Raw genomic sequence first — 18,826 nt, forward strand, 5'->3', positions numbered from 1 at the left:
CCGGGATAGATTTTTTTTTGATCTGACATACAATACGCCTATCTGAACATCATTATTGAATGATATGCCAACAACTAAAATCCGCTTTGCCCGTACTGAAGATCTTGTCCAGCTGGAAAAGATGATGTACGACCTTCATGATGAGCATCATATTGCCTGTCCTGAGCATTTTAAAACAGCGCAGGAAGTGCTGCAGGAAAAGCAGATTAATGATTATCTGGATTCTCCGGAAGCATTGATATTTATTGCCTGTCATGAAAATATCATCGTCGGGTTTATTACCGGTCATTTTGCAGAATTGATCTCGATGGTCAGTAAGCCGGTATTAATGGGCAGTATTGATGAGTTGTTTGTTTCTCCGGCATTTCGCTCCCGGGGTATCGGCCGGAAATTACTGGATCGCCTGATTCGTGAGTTTGAAGATTATGGCATTGAGCAGATATTCGTTGAAGTCTGGGCATTTAATCAATCTGCTCAAAAATTGTATCAGCAACTGGGTTTTGACCACCATATTCACTGGCTGAGAAAATCTGTTAAATAATATTATACCCAAGCAACCTTAAGATGCAGGATTCAGCGTGTAGCCGCAAGGTACAGTTCAAGGAAAGGGAATGCAGGAATGTACCCACCTTTCAAATTCTCTTGACGCAGAAATGAACCTGTTAATGAGCTCCCGAAGGGCGGGGTTAATTGGCGCCTGTTCTGCGAGACTGGTTTTCAACGTAGAATGACTATGGCTACAAATCAGTGCCTTGCTCAGAAACCAATCCATTCTCGCTGAACATGCATCTTGAGGTCACTTGGATATATACCTCAATAAATTTCCTGTCGGTGTTAAGTCAAATTTATGTGTTTTTTTATTTTAATTTCTATAAATACAGTTCATCGGTTTTCTCAATATTAAAATATGACAGTATTTTTTCTTTTTATTTGAAAGGAAATTGTATATATTGATTTGGACTGGAAGTGATATTAAATGCCAGTCGATTAAAATTCACGACTCAAAATTAATTATAGTTGTTTATTGAGCTTAATTGTTTATAAATGGTTGTACTTATAATGATGGGTGTTAATTGTTGAAATAAATGATGTGTTTGTTATCTTGGAATTCAATTATATACCTGTAATTGAATTCCATGAAATACTCTGTTTGTCATTTATTCTTATAAAGGAGTCAGTTGTATGAATATGGCACTAAGAAAAATTATACCGGCTTTAATTTTTATTCCGGCAACACTATTTGGTCAGGTTGCACTGGCAGATACTTCCGAACACTATGGTGAAGGCACTTTTTACGGCTACGGTGGCGGAGGTAACTGTAGCTTTCCTAAAGACGATTCAATTTTAACTGTCGCGATGAATGCGGTTGATTATGATGGTTCTGCTGCTTGTGGTGCAGTGATTGAAGTGACCAGTGAAAATACCGGTGCCAGTGTGATTGTCCGGGTTGATGACCAGTGTCCTGAGTGTAAAAAAGGTGACCTGGATCTTGACCAGAAAGCATTTGCTAAAATTGATAGTATTCCTGAAGGACGTATCCCTGTGAAATGGCATTATATTGCCAATAATCAGGCTGGGGATATGAAATTATATTTCAAAGAAGGCTCAAGTCAGTGGTGGACGGCTGTTCAGGTTCGTGATCATATGTACCCGATAACCAAAGTTGAATATCGCCGGAGTGGTGATAACCAATATATTAATTTACCTCGTAAACCATATAACTATTTTCTGGCAGAAAGAGGATTTGGTGTCGGGCCATATGATTTCCGGATTACAGATTTTTACGGGCAGGTTGTTGAAGTCAGTAATATTCCATTTAAAGTGACGACAGAAATTGACACGGGTGTTCAGTTTCCTGAAAAATAATCTGTTTTAAACAGAATGTTATTATTTAAAATGAATTGTTTATATGAACTAAAGAGGCTTTTAGCCTCTTTAGCTGGTGTGCTTTATATACCCAAGCAACCTGCATCTTCAGGTTGTTTGGGTATATTCAGATAAAAACCAGTTTTTCAATCCCTTCGGCAACCCCATGATTATCATTTGTTGTGGTGATGTAATCAGCAATGGCTTTTGTTTGCGGCATTGCATTACCCATTGCGACGCCCATACCGGCAAACTCTATCATATGGTGATCATTTTCAGCGTCACCAAAGCAAATCACCTGTTCAGCAGGAATATTAAAATGCTGTGCAACCATTTTGATTCCCAAACCCTTATTACTGAGTGGATTGAGGAACTCAAGAAAATGAGGGGCACTTTGCACAATCGTGAACTGCTCATACAGATGGTCAGGTAATCTGGAAATTGCCTGGGCCAGCTTGCCGGGTTCATCAACCATCATGGCTTTAATCATGGGATGATTTTCTTCAAGAGAAGTAAAGTCAGTTTCATGCACCTCAATGCCGTTAATTGTGGCTTCAAGCTGGGTGTAGGTTGTTTCTTTGGGAGTGATAAGCCCCAGTTCCTGACTGAAAGCATGAGTATTCACATTCAGGTCCTCAGCCAAAGCTGCGATTTGTTTGACATCTGATGCTGTCACAACCTGTTGGTGAATGGTTTTGCCTGTGGCGACATTCTTCACAATGGAACCATTATAGCAAACGACAAAGTCATCTTCGCTGCAAAGCGCCAGTTGTTCCAGATAAGGAACCATCCCTTCCAGGGGCCTGCCTGATGCCAGTACAATTTTTATTCCGCGGGATTTTGCTTCATGCAGGACTGCAATTGTTTCCGGTGAGATTTGTTTTTTGCTGTTCAGCAATGTGCCGTCCAGATCTAATCCAATAAGTTTATACATGGGAATTACCGCTGCTGTGTTTCAAGGTCAACCGGCCTTAAAAGTTGTTGAATTGCGTATGAGAATATCATCACACCTTATCAATTAGCACTAAATTGAACCAGATATTTATGACTTACAGATGAAACTACGGGTTTCATTTGACCTGAGGTGGCGCTTCTATTATGGTCTGCGACCAGTGTTCTCTCTCCAGTGTTATTCGGATGACCAGCTTGTATAAAATTAACGAAATATTCCAGACCATTCAGGGTGAAGGCGTTTTTACCGGTGTGCCTTCTGTTTTCATTCGTTTACAGGGGTGTCCCGTCGGCTGTGCGTGGTGTGATACGAAACAAACCTGGGAGACAGATGAAGCTGACCGGCGTGAATTTCAGGATGTGATTATGAAAACGCAGGATAGCCCGGCATGGTGCGAAATGACACCTGAAGAAATCGTGAAGCGTTATCAGGAGCAGGGGTATACGGCAAAGCATATTGTGATCACCGGTGGGGAGCCATGTATCTATGATCTGACTGCTTTATCCTGTGCCTTTGAGCATGTTGGTTGCCGGTGTCAGATAGAAACCAGTGGTACTTCTGAAATCAAAGCTTCAGAGAACACATGGGTGACCGTTTCTCCTAAAATAGGAATGAAAGGTAAGTTACCGGTATTGACCAGCGCATTGCTGAGAGCAAATGAAATTAAACATCCGGTTGGGACGCTCAAGGATATTGAGCAACTGGATACTTTGTTAAAACAGGCTCGGATACCTGAGGAAACAATCATAGCTCTGCAACCGATTAGCCAAAAGCAGCGTGCAACTGAATTATGTATTCAGGTGTGTACAGAACGAAACTGGCGTTTATCGATTCAGACACATAAGTATCTGAGTATTGCATGAGGGTATTAACATGACGAAAGCAGTCGTCGTATTTAGTGGCGGGCAAGACTCGACAACTTGTCTTGTTGAAGCACTTCAGAATTATGATGAAGTACACGCAATCACATTTGATTACGGACAAAGGCACCGGCAGGAAATCGAAGTCGCGCAGGCATTAGCAAAAAAACTGAAGGTCACCGCGCATAAAATTATCGATGCCAGTGTCCTGAATGAACTGGCTATCAGCTCACTGACCAGAGACGATATCCCGGTTTCAAATGAATTGCAGGAAAATGGTTTACCAAATTCATTTGTGCCTGGCCGGAATATTTTGTTTCTGACTTTAGCCGGGATTTATGCTTATCAGATTGGCGCCAGTGCGATTATTACCGGTGTGTGTGAAACTGACTTTTCGGGATATCCTGACTGCCGGAATGACTTTGTCAAAGCGATGAATCACGCTTTGGTTCAGGGGATGGAGCGTGATCTGTTGGTGGTGACGCCGCTGATGTGGCTGGATAAAGCAGAAACATGGGCAATGGCTGATCATTATGGTGCTTTGTCGCTTGTCAGAGAAAATACACTGACTTGCTATAACGGGATTGTTGGTGATGGTTGTGGTGAATGTCCGTCATGTCAGCTCAGAAAAGCCGGACTGGATACCTATAACGGGAATAAGGCTGAAATCTTGAAATCATACCTTGATAAACAGCGGTCAGTCGTCTGATTTACGCCACTGTCCCCATCTTCCTGACAAAGAACTCATGCATCTGACGTGAGTTCTTTGTTTTATTTTTTACGGTAATTTTTGTATGTATTTTGGTCCGGAAAAATAAATCATGCATCCGGATGCTTTTGTTTATACAGACATTTTCATACTTTGTGTATAAGTGTCAAATTAATCACCGAATTCGTCCTCATTTTCTGGTCTATCACTATTAGCTTGGACTACCATAGACTTGTGGAAGAATATGTTCTGTAAGAGTAAAGAGGCTTTATGTCAGTCAAATGCATGAATTTTTTATTCGATAAGCAAGGTGAGGTACTGTCTTCTTACAAAGATACAGATATACACGACTATTCTGACCGGATAGGCAACCTTTATTTCCGGTCGCCCAATGAAGCAACAACCTTCCGGAGTGAACATTTTTACGCGATGGTTAAACGCCATGGCAAACTGGAATTATCCACGGTGATCGGACAGCATGTCTGGTCTGGTTATTTGGTAACCTTGTCCTCACTGTCTGAGACTGAGCCTTCAGATAATGTATTACTCTCTCTCCGGCGGGTTTCAGGTTCAGAACATAAAACAAAGAAAGACCATCACAACGTCATGTCTTTGAGCCCTTCAGCCACTTATCACCTTGATTTAAAACTTAATACCATCCAGAACGTTTCCCCGAATATTGTCACGCTGCTCGGTTTCTCTCAGGAAGATATTTTTGGCAGACCAGATTGGTTGATTCAGCAGATTCACCCGGATGATCAGGTGAAATACAAGGAATACCTCAACACCTGTCGTGAATGTCTGAATGATAAGTTCTGTGGCACGGAATATCGGTTTTGTAACCAGCAGGGAGAGTATATCTGGCTGGCAGACCGGGCCCGGGTAATGTTTGACCCCGAAACTCAGAAGCCTGTCGGACTGATTGGTTGTCTGATAGATATTTCAGAAATCATGAAGTTATACAATCAGCTGGTTTCATTGACTGCGGTCGCACCCGGCATGATCTATCAATATGAGCGCGTAGATGACGGGCAAATATGTTTTTCTTATATGAGTCCTCAGGTGCAGACTTTGTTTGGCAAGACCGCGGAAGAGATTAAAAAAGACACCCGGCTATTATTCAATGCCGTCCATCCGGCTGACAGAAAACGGGTTTACCGGAGTATTGTCAAAGCGGAGAAAGGGCAAAAAGAGTGGAAGTGCGAATTCAGGGTATTAAATCATGGCGAAGTCCGCTGGCTGTATGGCCACTCAGTACCGGTGACAAAAAATAAAGTGCGGCAGTTATGGTCTGGTCTTTTGATTGATATTTCCGATAAGAAATCGCTGGAATTTAAACTCAAACGGGAATCGACCACCGACCCGCTGACAGGGCTGTTCAATCGCCGCTTTTTTATGAGCATGCTGATGGAAACTTTCGAAGCAGGCATCAAGCAAATGCCGGTCAGTATTCTGGCGATTGATTTTGATCATTTCAAACAGATCAATGACAGATATGGGCATGATGTCGGTGATCAGGTGCTGAAACAGGTTGCCTCTGGCATGAAACAGAATCTCAGAAAAACCGATACGCTGGCCCGGATTGGAGGAGAGGAGTTCAGTGTGATTCTGCCGGCAACAAATTATACTGATGCAATGAAAATCGGTGAAAAACTGCGCCAGTATGTTAGCCAGCAGCTGATTTCTTATCAGGATTACCGTATCCAAATGACAATCACGATTGGTGTTGCTTCATCTGACGGGCACTTAAATCAGAAGGATTTATTAATCCGGGCCGATCGGGCTTTATATAAAGGAAAGTCATCCGGAAGAAACCGGGTGATGTGACTTGCTGAATTGATTCCTTTTTAATTCGTTTTTATCAGATTTGTGTCTTACTACACAATGATGTGACCGCTCTTTAAATTGCAATTGTACAATGTTTTATATTTATATATAATACATTGTATTATTGATTTATCTCAGTAATACATTAAAAAGCAATAATTTATATATAAAAAACTGGCTCATCATGTGAAATTGAATGAGCAGTATTTGAGTTAGCAGGGTATGACAATGAAGAATAAACATTTAACAAAAATGATGGTGGCTGCGGGAGTGCTGGCTGCATCAAATGCATCTGCGATGGAACAGCGGATCATGCCATTTTTTTCTGCAGGTGTTGGTGGTGGTGGTGATGTTCTGATTAAGCATGAATATTTTAACGGTTCCACGATGGAGACCGAAGAGGTCAGTGCAGGTTCCGGAATCTCTATTACGGGTGGAATGGATTTTCCGCTGAATAAATTTGCACTTCTGAGAGGAAGTGTAACATATAAAAATGATTTTCTGGCTGAAGTGGAAGGGGATGTTAATTTTTCCCGGGTTCCGTTTGAGTTGTCTTTAATGCTTGGTAATCCCCGCCATAAAGTTGGTGCCGGGCTCGCGTATCATCATAATGTCCGTCTGCGCTGCCGGGTCGATCACGTATGTAACACAACTTATCACTTTGATGACCAGGTTGGCTTTACGGCGCAATACGAATTCAGAACAATGGGTATATGGGGTGAAATGTCGGCATTTGGCATTAAATATACCGATATTGATTACAAAGAAAAAATGACCGGACAAGAAGTAGACGGGAGTGGCTTTGACCTTTATATGTCGATGTTCTTTTAACCGGATACTTACCTGAGTGACCTGAATATGAAGATCAGTAAAAAGAACAGCCGGTAAATGCCTGCGCTGTTCTTTTTTATCATCGGGTTTATCTCACAGGATATGACTGATTAAAGTTTTTTAATTTTCCACCAGTTCAGATTAAAGCCACCGGTCTGGGCATAGATACCAAAGTTATAAGTTCCGGCATCGATATGGACATGCTGTGATAAGGTTTTCCATGATTGCCATCCGCCAGTTGAGCCAATATCCAGATAGCCAAGAACGGTTGCTCCTGAGCTGTGATCAAGAGACAAGCGGGCACCACCATTTGCACTGGATACGCGGTATTCAATCTGATAATCGCCTGTTGCAGGAATTTTTATGTTATTGAAGGCCATCCAGTCACCGGTATCGATCCAGCCAACATTTTTACCACCACCGGTATCTGACGTACTTTCAGTCGCAACACCATTCATTGAACTGTAGTCTTCAGCCTGAATGGTTTTTGAAAAACTACTGCTGTTGCTACTGCTGCCGGTATGAGAACTGCTGGTGTTGTCTTTATCCTGATAGACCCGGACATAGTCAACATACATTTTGGCCGGCATTTTACTGTCGTCAATAGTAAATCCTGGCCAGTTACCACCGACTGCCATATTTAGTAAGATGAAGAATTGTTTATGGAATTCATCCGTGCCATTAATATTGTCCAGTATACTTGCGACGTGATACATGGTGCCATCAACATACCAGCGAATTTCGCTTTTATCCCACTCAACCGTATAGGTGTGATATTTTGTGACATCAATATTAAAGCTGTGACCGGTATAATTTGCATATTGGTCTGCCTGCCAGTGAATGGTGCCATGAGTCTGACTTTCAGAGTTCACGTGCTCCATAATGTCAATTTCACCACAGTAAGGCCAGCTGACGGAATCGATATTACTGCCAAGCATCCAGAATGCAGGCCATAAACCAGAGCCGTTTGGCAGCTTAATTCTGGCTTCAATTTTTCCGTACTTAAATGATTGTAACCCCTGGGTTTTCATGCGGGCAGATGTATATTTAAACCCGTGTGAACTCTCTTTCTTTGCTGTAATAACCAGATTGCCGTTTTCTACTGAAGCATTTTCTTTCTGATAATATTCCAGCTCATTGTTTCCCCATCCTGAAGAGCCATTTCCTGTTTCAAATACCCAGTCAGAACTAATACTGTTTGTGAATTCATCGTGCCAGACAAGCTGCCAGTTGGCACTCATTGCTTGTTGTGAAAAAAGGGCACAGCCGGCTAACGCTAATGTTGTATTTAATTTTTTCATAGAAGTCTCTCAATATAATGGTTATAAGAAAATTAAGACCGTCATAGTTGATTTATTATAAAAATCAAATCACATCAACGAATTGTTTTGATTTTGCTTGTGTATATCGCAATTATAATATTAATAACATTTATTTAATTAAAATTGGCATTGTTATCTGGATAGATATATCATTAATTTTCGCTTTTTATTTGATGATGAATTTTTAAATGAAAGTTACACTTATTAAAATTGATTATAAATCAAGAACAGTTTTGGAAAACTTATTTCCATATTACATTTATGATATGTCCGAATTTATGGGGTGGGAGCCGACGAAAGAAGGTCATTATGATACCTATGATTCATCGAAACTCGATGTCTATTGGGATTCTGATGATCATGTGCCTTATTTCATTATGGCAGATGATGAATTGGCAGGTTTTGTTCTGATCCGTAAATATCCTGAGAGTTTATCTATTTATGATATTTCACAATATTTTATCTTGCGTAAGTTTAAACGGCAGGGCGTCGGTAAACAGGCGCTGAAACAGATTGTTAAATTATATCCGGGGCAATGGCAAATACGTGTTTTGCTTGAAAATACGGGGGCTCTGAAGTTCTGGCTGTCGGCCGTTTCAGATGTGGTTGGTGAGCAATATCAATTAGAAGAAGATATTGATGTGGATTTAAAAATGAACTTTATCCGCTTTAAAACAAACAAAGATGTATGATGGCATCTCTGTTTGTTTTAAACGGTTAAGATGTCTGAAGTAAATGTAAACCCGTTGGTAATGTATCACCAAAAATACGTTTTGAATCATTCTCATCAAGCTGGCTGACTTCACTGACTAATCTCAGCCAGCTTTCAGCGGCTTTGCTTTGCTGAAGTTTTTTGGTCACTTCAGTGCGGAATGATTCAGCAATATCCAGTGATCTGTCCCCGGTCTTACGACACATCATGACTGCGGCAAACCCAGCCATTGTATCCTGCTTCCAGTCCTGACTTAACAGCTCAGGTAACCACTGTTCTGCCTGTTCGCGTGGAATCACTTTATGTTGACTGCCATACATCAGCACTCTTGAAGTCAGACGGCCGACCGCCCACCAGTGAGCCTGTGAATGTTGTGTCTGGCTGGTTGCCCGTTTCAGGAACCAGCGGGTCAGCAAAATTTTATCTTCCGTTTCCAGGTGCTCCAGTGATGCAGCCAGCCGCACCATCGCTTCGTAGCCTCTGTCCTGAGATGATTGACTCTGTTTGAGGTTGTTGACCGCGCCGGGATGAATGTATTTCGCGATTTCTGCAAGGATGGATTCCTGCTGTTCCTGATCAAGCCCACCACTGATTCTGCGCCAGAAAACCCACCAGTCGCTCCATCCCTGATGGTTTTTAAACTGAATACTCTGTTGGAACAGAGGCCAGATTTGTTCAATTCTCCAGCTATCTACCGGATCACCAAAGCCGGGCCGTAATGTATATCCTGCCAGTCTGAACCAGTTCTTTTCATGTTGTTCGGAGCGGCGGCGGCGTTTGCGTCCCTGAGCTAACGTATCAAATAAATCCCGGCTGACGGATGAATCCCACGTCTCTCTCTTGCCCAGTAAGCGTTCCAGACTCTTATTCAGAGAGTTAATTTCCTTCTGCTCAGCTGAATTTTTGTTGCCACTGTATAAACGGGTAATCAGATCTTTGGCTTTTTCCGCTTCGGGGGAAGCTATTTTATCCGCGGTCTCGGCGGCTTTCTGATGGCGGACTTCAAATTCAAGCTGCCAGCGCTGCTGCTCATCATCGGTTTTGACGCATTCGATTTTTAACGTACCGACCGGCGTGAGCTGAGACGAAAGAAATACTTCAACCCGTGCCTTTTGATTTGCGGCCAGCTTTTCCTGATCGTTGAGGCGTTCCAGTGAAGCAATATAAGGCGGCAACGGAGAAAAATCGTCCGGGTCGACTGTTGTCAGCATGCCATTGCGGATTGCTTCCTGACCACGCAGACGATCATGTGGCGTGGTGAGCAGACTGAATCGCACCGGCTCACCGAGCGTGAGTGCAAAGCGACGGCTGGAAAGACGGATTTCCTGACTTTCATCTGTGCCTTTGGCCAGTAAACAAATCGCCTGGTTTGGCTTGTTCTTGTTTTCCAGATGAAGGAAGTAAGAGCGGGCGGCTCCGCCACCGATTTTCAGTTGAGAACCGCGGCAGGCTTTCAGATAAGCGACTGCACCCAGGGCAACGGCCAGATCCGGATGTGGGTTATCCATCAGTTGAACATCTTGTCCGCTCCAGCCGGAAAGAACTTTCAATAGCCGCTGTTGAATCAGTTCACTATTGAAAACCCCGCCATTGAGCAGCACACCGACAGGCACCATGGATTGATCGGCCTGACAGGTAATCTGTTCATGCTGATGTAAGAATGCAGCGATATGTTTGGTGATGGCCGGGTCTGAGGCATATGGCAGACCAAATTCAACGACCGCCCGTTTGCGTTGAAGCGGGTGTTCATCAAATGATGTTTCCGGGAAAAAACCGTCCAGGGCAATTTGATGCACCTGTGTTTTGCTCAATGCAATACTTTTTGTTCCGCCCATCAGACGGGAGCCACTGCCCAGCAAGGTAATTTTGGCTGACTCCGGCGCATTTGCTGCCAATAATAATTCTTTGGTATGACGGGTCTGCTGGATTAATTTATTCAGCCGCGCGGCATTGAGCTTTTGCTGATGCCTGAATGTCTGTTCTGCCTGGTGAGCCAGTGATAAATCAATATTGTCACCACCCAGCATCAAATGTTCACCAACACCGACCCGGTTCAGTTTTAGTCCGTCGTCGCTGAAATCAGCGGTGATCAGGCTCAAATCAGTTGTGCCGCCCCCGACATCACACACAAGCACGACCGGCGTGTCACGGAGCTGGCTTTCGACTGTATCCTGATGCCGGGTGTACCAGTCGTAGCAGGCTGCCTGAGGCTCTTCGAGGAGCTTCACGCCACTCAGCCCGGCAAGAGCAGCAGCTTCAAGTGTGAGTTTCCGGGCACTTTCATCAAAAGAAGCCGGTACAGTAATCACAATATCCTGAGCTTCCAGCCGGTCTGCCGGATAATGATAATTCCAGCATTGGCGGATATGGTTCAGATAACTTGCACTGGCCGTTACCGGGGAGACTTTCAGTGTTTCTTCTGCGCTGGCCCAGGGAAGAATCGCTTCATTCCGGTCAACTGAAGGATGAGAAAGCCAGCTTTTGGCACTGGATATTTGCCGGCCTTCCACCTGTGAGCCCAGAGTTCTGGCCCATTCGCCAATCACAATGTTTGTTGAATCGCCTTCAACCGCCTGAGATTCCCAGGGCAGGGTGAAGTCAGAAGTGGGGGCCTGTCCGGCGGGCGGGTGAAAGCGGAAAGAGGGCAGTGTCGGTCGTCTGGCAACTTCTCCCGGCCCGACAAGCTGATCTACCGGAAAAAGCTGGATGGGGCATTGTGATAAGTCGCTGCCACATTCACAGAAGGCAACAACCGTATTGGTTGTGCCAAGGTCGATGCCGACCAGATATTTGGGAGAAGCCATAGTTACCCTTCTCGTACATCAAATTCAACATGCCATTTCTGTCCGTTATCTGTGGCGATGGCTTCCAGATAAAGTGTACCGATTTCAGTGACTTTGGATGCCAGGGTCACGGGTACGATTTCTCCGGTTTTGCGGTTTTCTGTTGCATCAAGCGTCACCTGAATTTCCGGCAGTTCCAGCAGTTCGTCTTCTGCCCAGCTGTCAAGATGTGATCCGGCCTGATCTTCTTTGCGGACGGTGGAACCAAAGAACTGGAAGTGAACCGGCTGACCAATCACTAAACCGAATTCTTTGTTCTCCAGATGGACACTGGCGCCTTCTTCCATCCCAAATGGTGCCACACACATGGCTTCCAGCGGTGGCGCCATCCCGGGAATGGCAGGCATCGCACTTTCAATCCCGACATAATAGCTGCTGGCGAGTCCGCCCCTGATTCTGACACCGGTTCCCTTGCGGACGACGCCATAATACGCAGCGCCCTGAGAGACGGCCAGATCGAGATCAATCCCGCACAGTTGTCTGACCGGTTCTGCACCGGCTCCGGTCAGCCAGGTGTCGATGGTTTCAATCAGACGGGTGGCCAGCAGGTCAGATTTCAGCACGCCGCCATTGAGTAAAATGGCGGTTGGCTGAATAAATGCAGCCGGTGATTGTGAGTCTAAACCGGGAATACCGCCGAATGGCATCTCTTGTGTATTGTCCGGGGACTCTGCCTGTCTGGATAAGAAAGCTGCAATATGACGGGTAATACCGGCATCCTGAGCATAAGGTAACCCCATCTGAGTCAGCGCGCCCCGGTTACGTTGGACCGGATGATCAGTGACGGGCACCGAAGGAAAAAAGCCATCGACCAGTGTCTGACGAATCTCATCCTGAGTCAGTTCAGTTTTCAGAGTTGAACCCAGTAATTTTGAGCCACGGCTCGGGACAATTACCGGAACAGACTGAAGTTCAGGATCATTGAGCAGGGCCTCTTTTGCATCACGACAGGCATGAGTGACTGCCTGAATTTGCCACGGTTGCAGGTCTTTTCCATCCTGAGCCAGCTTCATTTTCAGACGGTATGCCAGTGCCAGGTCCATATTATCGCCACCCAGCAGAATATGTTCGCCCACAGCAACCCGTTCCAGAATTAAATTGCCATCCTGCTCTTTGACTTCGACCAGTGATAAATCTGTGGTGCCGCCACCGATATCAACCACAAGGACGACATCCCCAACGGTCACCTGATCACGCCAGCTGGCTTCATTGCCATGAATCCAGCTGTACAGTGCAGCCTGTGGTTCTTCAAGTAAAGTCAGCTGATTCAAACTGCGGTTTTTTGCCGCCTCGGCGGTTAAATCACGGGCGGCCGGATCAAAGGAGGCCGGAATCGTTATAGTCACATCCTGCTGTTCCAGCGGATGTTCCGGAAACTGATGATTCCACGCACATTTGATATGATCGATGTAGAGTTCGGTTGCCTGTAGCGGCGAAATTTTTTCGACTTCTTCCGGACTTCCGGCTGGCAGAAAGGCTTCCCGGCGGTTCACGCCGCCGTGACAAAGCCAGGATTTCGCACTGGCAATCAGCCGGAGCGGGGTTTTACTCCCCAGCTGACGGGCAATGGCGCCGACCAGTGCTTCGGGGGCGTCGGTCCACGGCAGTGTTTGCGTTTCCGGGGACATTTCTTGTTCGTGGGGCTGATAAACAAATGAGCCCAGCTGAGGCAGAGACTCGACGTTTCCCGGTGCTGTCATTTGCGCAACCGGCATGACGGTGACATTTTCCTGCTCATCCTGCAGGTCGGTATAAGACAGGACACAATGCGTTGTGCCTAAGTCAATGCCAACGGAATAACGATGTTCCATTATAATTCAACCTCCGCCGGTGCAATCACGGCAACATCATAATCTTTTGAAATCTTGGGTAATTCGACTGAAGTTGCCAGCCATCCTTTATGAACCAGTGTGCCCTGATAAGGTGCTGAACCGGTCACATTACCTGTCAGGCGGATATGTTGCGGATTAAAACCGTCTTCAACTGAAATCCGGGTTTCTTCATCTTCGCTTCTGATTGGCGTCAGGCTGAGATAGTCTTTCAGAACTTTTTGTCCGCCGGAATGAATCACGCGGGTTGCAGCGCCGACTTCTTCATCAGAATAGGCGGCAATATCTTCATTTAAAAAGTCGATTAACCGGGCTTCTTTCTGGAAAAGGGCTAACAGCTGGAGTGCCGCATCTGTTGTTGTGGTTGCCAGTTTTGATTCAACCACTTTTTCAACGATTTTCTCTACTTCAACCACTTTTTCAACTTCGACAATCTTCTCGACTGGTTTTTCGATAATTTTTTCGACGGGCTTTTCAACAATCTTTTCAACTACGGCTGAACGACGGGTGAAGAGAGCTACCAGTAAAACCAGGCAGACCAGTGTCAGAATAATATGAAGGAGATCGAATGTTGTGGGCATTGTTGTATTAAAATCGAAATTCATGATTATGTCTCTATGCGTTGAGAAGTTGATCGTTCAACTCACAAAGTATATGCACTCTGTGGATTAAATGGCTAAAAATATTCCGGAATATTAACACAGCCCGGCGAAAAGCCGGGAGTCACCAACGCTGTTTTTCCCTTTACGCCAGCCTGACTGGATAAGATTTGCGCATATTTTTCTATTCATATTAAGACTATTTATTTATATCGGGATTGCTTTATTATGCTTGGATTTTATAAGTATTCTTCAGGAGCTTTATTTTCATGAATTATAACCGGGTCGTTTGTTTCGATTTAGAGATGTGTTGCTGGAATGAAAACGGGGTGGGCACAACCGGTGAAATTATTGAAATAGGTCTGGCAGAAATTGCTCTGGACCAGCAGGAAATCGTGAAACGGGCACAGTATTATGTCAAACCGGAGAAAGATGAAATTTCACTGTTTTGTAGCCAACTGACCGGTATTACGCCACGAAAAATCGAAAAGCAGGGGCGATCATTAGAGAACGTGATTCAATCGATGACGAAAAATTTTGGCTCCACGAAGAAGATTTACGCATCCTGGGGAAGGGATGATTTAATCCTGAAACAGGAATGTGAAGCAAAAAATATTGCGTGTCCCATTGGAGAGTTTATTAACCTTGCGACTTTGTTCAGAATTCAGCAACGAATGAAAAATAAACGGATTGGCCACCGGGATGCACAGGAATCGCTGGGGCTGGGTTGGGAAGGACGACAACATTCCGGCTATGTTGATGCTTTTAATCTGGCAAAACTGGCTTTGAAGATCCTGTAGCGCAGAATAGTTTTGTGAAGAAAGCCGGTTATGTTTTGATGGCTGACTGACCACCGCAATTCGCGGTGGTCAGAGAAAGAAAAATGCAACAGCTTTAACTGACCAGACTTGCCCAGAGATCATACTCGTCAGAGTGTTCAATCACCGCTTCAACCAGATCACCCGGTTTCAGCGAGGTTTCTCCATTGAGGTAAACCAGCCCGTCAATTTCCGGTGCGTCCGCATAAGTCCGCCCAATCGCACCTTCGTCATCTACTTCATCAATCAACACCTGCATGCTTGTACCGATGCGCTGTTTCAGTTTCTCAGTACTGATTGCCTGCTGAATCTGCATAAAACGCTCATAGCGTTCCTGTTTGACAGATTCCGGGATCGGTTCAGCCAAATCATTCGCAGCTGCACCTTCTACCGGTGAATACTTAAAGCATCCCACGCGATCCAGTTGTGCTTCCTGTAACCAGTCAAGCAGGAGCTGAAAATCTTCTTCGGTTTCTCCGGGGAAACCGACAATAAACGTTGAACGGATAACCAGCTGCGGACAAATTTCCCGCCACTTTTTAATCCGATCGAGCGTTCTTTCTGCCTGTCCGGGCCGCTTCATCATTTTCAGCACCCGCGGGCTGGCATGCTGAAAAGGAATATCGAGATAGGGCAATACTTTTCCTTCTGCCATCAGCGGAATCAGATCATCAACATGCGGGTAAGGGTAGACATAGTGAAGACGAACCCAGATTCCCTGTTTGCCCAGAGCTTCACACAGTGACTGCAGATTGTGACGGATTGGTGTGCCATCAGCAAAATCGAGTTTATGGCGGGTATCGACACCATAGGCGCTGGTATCCTGACTAATTACCAGTAACTCTTTTACACCGGCATTCTTCAGGCGTTCAGCTTCGCTGATGACTTCGCCGACGGGTCTGCTGACCAGATCGCCCCGCATTGAAGGGATAATGCAAAAAGTACACTTGTGGTTACATCCTTCTGATATTTTCAGATAAGCATAGTGCTTCGGCGTCAGTTTTACCCCATGGTCAGGGACCAGGCTGGTGTAAGGATTGTGTTCCGGGCGGGGAATAAACTGGTGAACCTGTTCAAGCACATTTTCATAAGCGTGCGGTCCGGTAATTGCCAGTACATTGGGATGAACTTCGCGGATTTCATTTTCCCGGACACCCAGACAGCCGGTTACGATGACCTTGCCGTTTTCATTCAGGGCTTCTCCGATCGTATCCAGCGATTCCTGAACCGCACTGTCAATAAACCCGCAGGTATTGACAATCACCAGATCGGCATTCTGATAAGAGCCGACAATATCATAACCTTCTGTACGTAACTGAGTCAGAATTCTTTCTGAATCAACCAGATTCTTGGGGCAGCCTAAAGAAATAAAACCGATTCGGTGCCCGGCCGGAGAAGGCTGATCCTGGTCTTGTTTTGCCAGTGTTTTTTTAGCTGTATCAAGTGTTGTGGTCTGATTTGGGGTAAATGTCTGGACTGTCATTGCTTTCCGTTTGCTTCCTTCATTCGCCTTTCCGGCGAATATGATGTGCGAATTATTGTGATTTTAAATGCAGACATTATACCGGACAGGCAGCGATTGAATAGGGGAGATATGTGTGGCAGCGGTGATACGGAATACCAGATGAAAATTGTAAATATATGCAAATTGTTGTTTACGTTTCTTTGCTGTGAGAATTGATCTATATCAAATGTGATATGCACCATCTGGCGCTATTGTAAAAAACAGGAACGGCAGCGTCTGAGCTCAATATTTGTATAATTTACATATATTTACAAAATGACAAGCCCGGTGTTCCTCAGTTTTTCTTCCGGGTTTCTGCTGTTCCCAGGATATGTATAAGTCGTTATTCAAGCAATAAAGAACGTCTCTTTGAGAGGCGAAAAACAGGAATATAAAAATGAAACGTTTATATAAAACAACTTATCCCCTGGCAATTCTTTTGTCCGTTGGCTCTGTTTATGCGAATGCTAACGAATTTATGCCTGATGGAAATCCTGCTGGCTTACCATCAGTTTTCACTAAAACAACGCTCGCTTCATCTGTTTCTTCTGCAAGTACCACAGAAACAGTGAAACTGACCGTCTCTATGACTCCTTCTGATGCAACCGGCTATATCACGTTTATGGACGGCCCGACGGTTCTTGGGGCTGCACCTCTTGATTCTGGTGAAGCTTCACTGACTGCCGTGTTGCCTGCCGGTATTCATAACATTTCAGCAAAATATAATGGTGCACCGGCATATAAAGGCAGTATGTCTGAGCCTGTAGCCGTGACCGTTGAAACTTCAGATTACGGCAGCTGGACATCTGGCGCCTGTGGTAAAGGCACTGCTGCTTATCTGCTTGATTCCGGTACATTAACCGAACAAAGCGGCACCTATACCACAAGTACAGACAGTGAAAGTGCAGTCTGTGTGACCGGAACAGATGCAGCATTAGTGCTTGAACAGCCAACGATTACAACATCAGGTGAAAGCTCAAGTAACGAAGAAAGCAGCTTCTTTGGCCTGAATGCAGCTGTACTCAACTATGACGGCGGTAACCTGACGATTCACGGTGGTAGCATTACATCAACAGGCATGGGGGCAAACTCTGTCTTTGCTTATGGTTCGGGTGTTATTTCCGTCTCTGATACAAAAATGAAAGCAACCGCAGATGGCGGTCACGCAGTATTTGCTGCCGGCGGCGGTACCATTATCGCAAATAATGTTGATGCGGTGACAACAGGTGCTTCAAGTTCGGTTGTGGGTACGGATCGGGGCAGCGGTACTGTTGTTGTTCACGGTGGTAACTATAAAGCCACTGGTATGCGCTCTGCCGGTATCTATTCAACAGGTACGATTACAGCTTCAGATGCGACATTCACTACAACCAATGCTGAAGTGGTTGTACTGGAAGGCAGTAACGTTGTGAAACTGGATAATGTCACTCTGAACGGTACTTCCGGCCTTGATGAACACCGTGGTGTCTTCCTTTATCAAAGTATGTCCGGAGATGCGGACAACAGTGAATGTGGCGTAGGCTCATGCTTCGACATGACTGGCGGTGTATTTAACTATACAGATACTTCAAATACATCTGACACAGCAACAGATAACTGTGCGGCATTTGTGGTTGCGAACCAGACCGGTACCATGACGCTGAATGATGTTGAAGTGAACAACAGCTGTCCGACTCTGTTGCTGTCTGCGCTCAACAAACACTGGGACTACAAAGGCGGTACAGCTAACTTCACTGCGAACGGTGTGAAACTGGCGGGTGACGTGATTGTGGATGATGTCAGTACAGCAGATATTACACTGGCCAAAAGTGACCTTCAGCCATCATTGCTGAAAGGTGCGATTAACACTGACAATACTGCATCCGGCGTTACTTTGACTTTAGATGCTGACAGCCAGTGGGTTGTAACAGGTACATCTTATCTGACTTCACTGACAGATGCTGACACAACATACAGCAACATCCATTGTGCAACAGATGGCTGTAAAGTTTATGTTGACGGTACAGAAATCGAAATTCAATAAAAGCTGAGCGGCTTTTATTCAAATCTCCGGGGACTTTTCCCCGGAGATTTTTTTATCGTTTTTCAGACTTTCGATCGGCCTTTGAACTTTGTAGTGGTTCTCAGAATAATGAATGCAGAGTGAAAAAGAGA

The 18,826-nt window shown here is 44.9% G+C and carries 15 protein-coding genes; 9 read left to right on the top strand and 6 right to left on the bottom strand.

Going from position 1 to position 18,826, the window contains the following annotated elements; all coding sequences use genetic code 11:
- The first annotated feature begins 64 nt into the window (after nt 1–64).
- Together OC443_RS09415 and OC443_RS09420 are read left to right on the top strand one after the other, a co-directional pair.
- Entirely contained in the window at nt 65–541 is a 477-nt protein-coding gene (locus tag OC443_RS09415) for a GNAT family N-acetyltransferase (protein ID WP_073586474.1), read from the top strand.
- Nucleotides 542–1,182: 641 nt separating this feature from the next.
- Nucleotides 1,183–1,866, top strand: coding sequence for an expansin EXLX1 family cellulose-binding protein (locus OC443_RS09420; RefSeq protein ID WP_073586473.1), 684 nt, complete (start codon nt 1,183–1,185; stop codon nt 1,864–1,866).
- Between the two features lie 127 nt (nt 1,867–1,993).
- Here the strand turns inward: OC443_RS09420 and OC443_RS09425 are convergent, their stop codons facing one another.
- Nucleotides 1,994–2,800, bottom strand: a complete 807-nt coding sequence (locus OC443_RS09425) for a Cof-type HAD-IIB family hydrolase (protein ID WP_073586472.1) — start codon at nt 2,798–2,800, stop codon at nt 1,994–1,996.
- A 212-nt stretch (nt 2,801–3,012) separates the two neighbouring features.
- On the opposite strand from OC443_RS09425, the gene queE reads away from it, so the two are divergent.
- From queE to OC443_RS09445, 4 genes are all read left to right on the top strand, one after another.
- Nucleotides 3,013–3,681 (top strand): 7-carboxy-7-deazaguanine synthase QueE, encoded by a 669-nt coding sequence (gene queE, locus OC443_RS09430; RefSeq protein WP_073586486.1) that lies wholly within the window; start codon nt 3,013–3,015, stop codon nt 3,679–3,681.
- A gap of 10 nt (nt 3,682–3,691) precedes the next feature.
- A complete protein-coding gene (gene queC, locus OC443_RS09435; RefSeq protein ID WP_073586471.1) occupies nt 3,692–4,387 on the top strand; it encodes a 7-cyano-7-deazaguanine synthase QueC in 696 nt (231 codons plus the stop codon).
- Between the two features lie 270 nt (nt 4,388–4,657).
- Nucleotides 4,658–6,214 carry a sensor domain-containing diguanylate cyclase gene (locus tag OC443_RS09440; RefSeq protein ID WP_073586470.1) on the top strand — a complete coding sequence of 519 codons (1,557 nt, stop codon included), beginning with the start codon at nt 4,658–4,660 and terminating at the stop codon, nt 6,212–6,214.
- 228 nt (nt 6,215–6,442) lie between these two features.
- Nucleotides 6,443–7,045: a hypothetical protein gene (locus OC443_RS09445; protein ID WP_073586469.1), complete on the top strand. Its 603-nt coding sequence runs from the start codon at nt 6,443–6,445 to the stop codon at nt 7,043–7,045.
- 110 nt (nt 7,046–7,155) lie between these two features.
- Here the strand turns inward: OC443_RS09445 and OC443_RS09450 are convergent, their stop codons facing one another.
- The gene (locus tag OC443_RS09450) at nt 7,156–8,346 is read right to left on the bottom strand and encodes a carbohydrate-binding protein (protein WP_073586468.1); all 1,191 of its coding nucleotides are present in this window, start codon (nt 8,344–8,346) and stop codon (nt 7,156–7,158) included.
- A 209-nt stretch (nt 8,347–8,555) separates the two neighbouring features.
- Here OC443_RS09450 and OC443_RS09455 point away from each other — a divergent pair, with 209 nt between their 5' ends.
- Entirely contained in the window at nt 8,556–9,059 is a 504-nt protein-coding gene (locus OC443_RS09455; RefSeq protein WP_073586467.1) for a GNAT family N-acetyltransferase, read from the top strand.
- A 25-nt stretch (nt 9,060–9,084) separates the two neighbouring features.
- Here the strand turns inward: OC443_RS09455 and OC443_RS09460 are convergent, their stop codons facing one another.
- The 3 genes from OC443_RS09460 to OC443_RS09470 are packed head-to-tail and all read right to left on the bottom strand — an operon-like array spanning nt 9,085 to nt 14,356.
- The gene (locus OC443_RS09460) at nt 9,085–11,883 is read right to left on the bottom strand and encodes an Hsp70 family protein (RefSeq protein WP_073586466.1); all 2,799 of its coding nucleotides are present in this window, start codon (nt 11,881–11,883) and stop codon (nt 9,085–9,087) included.
- 2 nt (nt 11,884–11,885) lie between these two features.
- The gene (locus OC443_RS09465; protein WP_073586465.1) at nt 11,886–13,733 is read right to left on the bottom strand and encodes an Hsp70 family protein; all 1,848 of its coding nucleotides are present in this window, start codon (nt 13,731–13,733) and stop codon (nt 11,886–11,888) included.
- Complete coding sequence (locus OC443_RS09470; protein WP_073586464.1) at nt 13,733–14,356, bottom strand: DUF2760 domain-containing protein; 624 nt, start codon at nt 14,354–14,356, stop codon at nt 13,733–13,735. Before OC443_RS09470 ends, OC443_RS09465 begins: the two co-directional genes overlap by 1 nt.
- Before the next feature lie 263 nt (nt 14,357–14,619).
- Between OC443_RS09470 and OC443_RS09475 the strand changes: the two genes are divergently transcribed.
- A complete protein-coding gene (locus OC443_RS09475; protein ID WP_073586463.1) occupies nt 14,620–15,150 on the top strand; it encodes a 3'-5' exonuclease in 531 nt (176 codons plus the stop codon).
- 94 nt (nt 15,151–15,244) lie between these two features.
- On the opposite strand, the gene rimO is transcribed toward OC443_RS09475, so the two are convergent.
- Nucleotides 15,245–16,651 carry a 30S ribosomal protein S12 methylthiotransferase RimO gene (gene rimO / locus OC443_RS09480; RefSeq protein ID WP_262021660.1) on the bottom strand — a complete coding sequence of 469 codons (1,407 nt, stop codon included), beginning with the start codon at nt 16,649–16,651 and terminating at the stop codon, nt 15,245–15,247.
- A 418-nt stretch (nt 16,652–17,069) separates the two neighbouring features.
- Between rimO and OC443_RS09485 the strand changes: the two genes are divergently transcribed.
- On the top strand, nt 17,070–18,695 hold the full coding sequence (locus OC443_RS09485; RefSeq protein WP_073586370.1) for an Ig-like domain-containing protein: 1,626 nt from the start codon (nt 17,070–17,072) through the stop codon (nt 18,693–18,695).
- The last annotated feature ends 131 nt before the right edge of the window (nt 18,696–18,826 follow it).

The organism is Vibrio quintilis, assembly GCF_024529975.1.
Taxonomy (GTDB): domain Bacteria; phylum Pseudomonadota; class Gammaproteobacteria; order Enterobacterales; family Vibrionaceae; genus Vibrio; species Vibrio quintilis.